This window comes from Gammaproteobacteria bacterium, from assembly GCA_003696665.1.
In the GTDB taxonomy this organism is placed as follows: domain Bacteria; phylum Pseudomonadota; class Gammaproteobacteria; order Enterobacterales.
On record RFGJ01000427.1, the window covers coordinates 1 to 2,268 of the forward strand.

Genomic DNA, 2,268 nt, shown 5'->3' on the forward strand with positions numbered 1-2,268 from the left:
AACACGCAATGGTGAAACGCCACATGTCATCGCAGAGGCCGCCCGAGAATTCAACGCCGACTTAGTCATTGTCGGGACTGTGGCTCGACAAGGCATTGCAGGCATTTTTATCGGAAACACGGCAGAGACAACACTCGAATTACTCGATTGTGACATTATCACCTTAAAACAGGAAAACTTCGTATCGCCTATTGGACTGGAATAGCCAATGACACAACAGAGATGGGGGCGTGTTGAAACCACATAATACGACCAATCAAAACACGACTTGCTGAAGTCACTAGTTAGGGAGCGAGCAAAACCCGTTGTAATCAATGAGCACACTTCGTGTCACCGCTCCCCCCTGAGCAATTCAGACGCCAGCGTTATTGTTCTGCGTAATGCTCCAGAAAATTCATGAGGTCTCCACACAACCGTTGAGTACCTTGCCCAGATATGGCTGATATCTCATACACAGGGCCGTGATAGCCTAGTGCTTTAATGACGCGATGCTTTCTCTCATTCCAAATGTCGTCTGGTAGCAAGTCCATCTTGTTAAACACGAGCCAACAAGGCTTTTTTGCCAAATCTTCATCGTAGTTTTCCAACTCGCGTCGAATGGTCAGGGCACCCTGTGCTGGATCAGAATCATCAAAAGGCGCCAGATCAATGACATGCAATAAAACTCTTGTTCGTGATAAATGTTTCAGAAAGCGAATGCCAAGCCCTGCCCCTTCCGAGGCACCTTCTATCAACCCTGGAATATCGGCGATCACAAAACTGCGCATGGGGTCGATCTTGACCACACCAAGATTGGGCACCAAAGTGGTGAAAGGATAATCAGCCACTTTCGGTGTGGCCGCGGACACAGCACGAATCAGCGTCGATTTCCCGGCATTAGGCAACCCCAAAAGCCCGACATCGGCCAACACCTGCAACTCGAGTCGGAGTGTTCTTGCTTCACCGGGTGTCCCGGGCGTCGTCTGTCGGGGCGCTCTGTTGGTGGAACTTTTGAAATGAATGTTGCCAAGTCCTTTACGTCCGCCTTTGGCGACACACAACCGCTGGCCAGGGGTGACAAGGTCTCCCAGCAACTCACCGGTATCAACATCATAGACACGAGTTCCCACTGGCACTGTCAAAATGCAATCAGCGCCTTTTTTCCCCGACATTTGTCGGCCTTTTCCATCTTCTCCACGCTCCGCTTGGAACTTGCGTTCGTAGCGATAGTCCACCAATGTGTTCAGACTCGTGTCAGCTTCCAGATAGACACTTCCACCATCGCCGCCATCACCACCGTCCGGGCCACCTTTAGGAATATACTTCTCCCTTCGAAAGCTTAGGCAGCCGTTTCCCCCATTGCCCGCTTTGACCTCAATTGTCACTTCATCCACGAACTTCATGACCGCCTCGCTCTGCCCTTCATACAAACACAAAACCCCGCGCAAGGCGGGGCTTTAAAACTGCCTCAGGATCTCAGTTGGCCGGAATAATGCTGACCACCTTACGGTTCTTTGGCCCCTTGACCTCAAACTTCACATAGCCATCAGTCTTGGCAAACAAGGTGTGATCTCGGCCCAAACCAACGTTCACCCCAGGATGAAACTTGGTACCGCGCTGGCGAACAATAATGCTACCCGCGGAAACCAGCTCACCACCAAAACGCTTGATGCCAAGGCGCTTGGAATGCGAGTCACGACCGTTCCGAGTACTACCCGCTGCCTTCTTATGTGCCATGATAAATACCTCTTTAAGCTTAAAATGATCCTCGATTATGCTTTAATGCCGGTGATACGAACCTCAGTGTACCACTGACGATGGCCCTGGCGCTTCATATGATGCTTACGGCGCTTGAACTTAATAATTCTAACTTTCTTGCCGCGGCCATGTGTCACAATCTCCGCTGCCACTTTGGCCCCTTCGACATAAGGCGCGCCGACTTTAACATTTTCACCATCTGAAACGAGCAACACCTTGTCGAATTCAACCGTCGCGCCGGTTTCTTGCTCAATTTTCTCAAGACGTACAACATCACCTTCTTTGACTCGATGCTGTTTACCGCCAGACTGGATAACCGCGTACATCCTCACACTCTCCCATTGTGCCCCATCACCATCGACTTTCTAAAGGGGCAACTTACTCTCTAAAGGCCGCGAATTCTACGGCAAATCGAGAAGTTTGGCAAGCCATTGTCCAGGTTCAATACATTTGAGACACTGAGACATGAGGAACCTCATAACCAACACTTCGAATATACTCGGCAGGCGTCCTATATTTCAATGCCTGATG

General features: G+C 50.2%; 4 protein-coding genes. 1 reads left to right on the plus strand and 3 read right to left on the minus strand.

Annotation, left to right across the window (positions count from 1 at the left end):
* Positions 1-205: universal stress protein (locus D6694_10780; protein ID RMH39833.1), on the plus strand; the 205-nt coding region annotated here is incomplete at its 5' end.
* A 160-nt stretch (positions 206-365) separates the two neighbouring features.
* Here the strand turns inward: D6694_10780 and cgtA are convergent.
* The 3 genes from cgtA to rplU all read right to left on the minus strand — a co-directional run bounded on the left by cgtA (position 366) and on the right by rplU (position 2,063).
* Positions 366-1,382 carry an Obg family GTPase CgtA gene (gene cgtA, locus D6694_10785; GenBank protein RMH39834.1) on the minus strand — a complete coding sequence of 339 codons (1,017 nt, stop codon included), beginning with the start codon at positions 1,380-1,382 and terminating at the stop codon, positions 366-368.
* 73 nt (positions 1,383-1,455) lie between these two features.
* Complete coding sequence (locus D6694_10790) at positions 1,456-1,716, minus strand: 50S ribosomal protein L27 (GenBank protein RMH39835.1); 261 nt, start codon at positions 1,714-1,716, stop codon at positions 1,456-1,458.
* A gap of 35 nt (positions 1,717-1,751) precedes the next feature.
* Positions 1,752-2,063 (minus strand): 50S ribosomal protein L21, encoded by a 312-nt coding sequence (rplU, locus tag D6694_10795; protein ID RMH39836.1) that lies wholly within the window; start codon positions 2,061-2,063, stop codon positions 1,752-1,754.
* Between the last annotated feature and the right edge of the window lie 205 nt (positions 2,064-2,268).

Coding starts and splice junctions, on each gene's coding strand:
- cgtA (RMH39834.1), bottom strand. CDS start 1,382: ATGAAGTTCGTGGATGAAGTGACAATTGAGGTCAAAGCGGGCAATGGG.
- D6694_10790 (RMH39835.1), bottom strand. CDS start 1,716: ATGGCACATAAGAAGGCAGCGGGTAGTACTCGGAACGGTCGTGACTCG.
- rplU (RMH39836.1), bottom strand. CDS start 2,063: ATGTACGCGGTTATCCAGTCTGGCGGTAAACAGCATCGAGTCAAAGAA.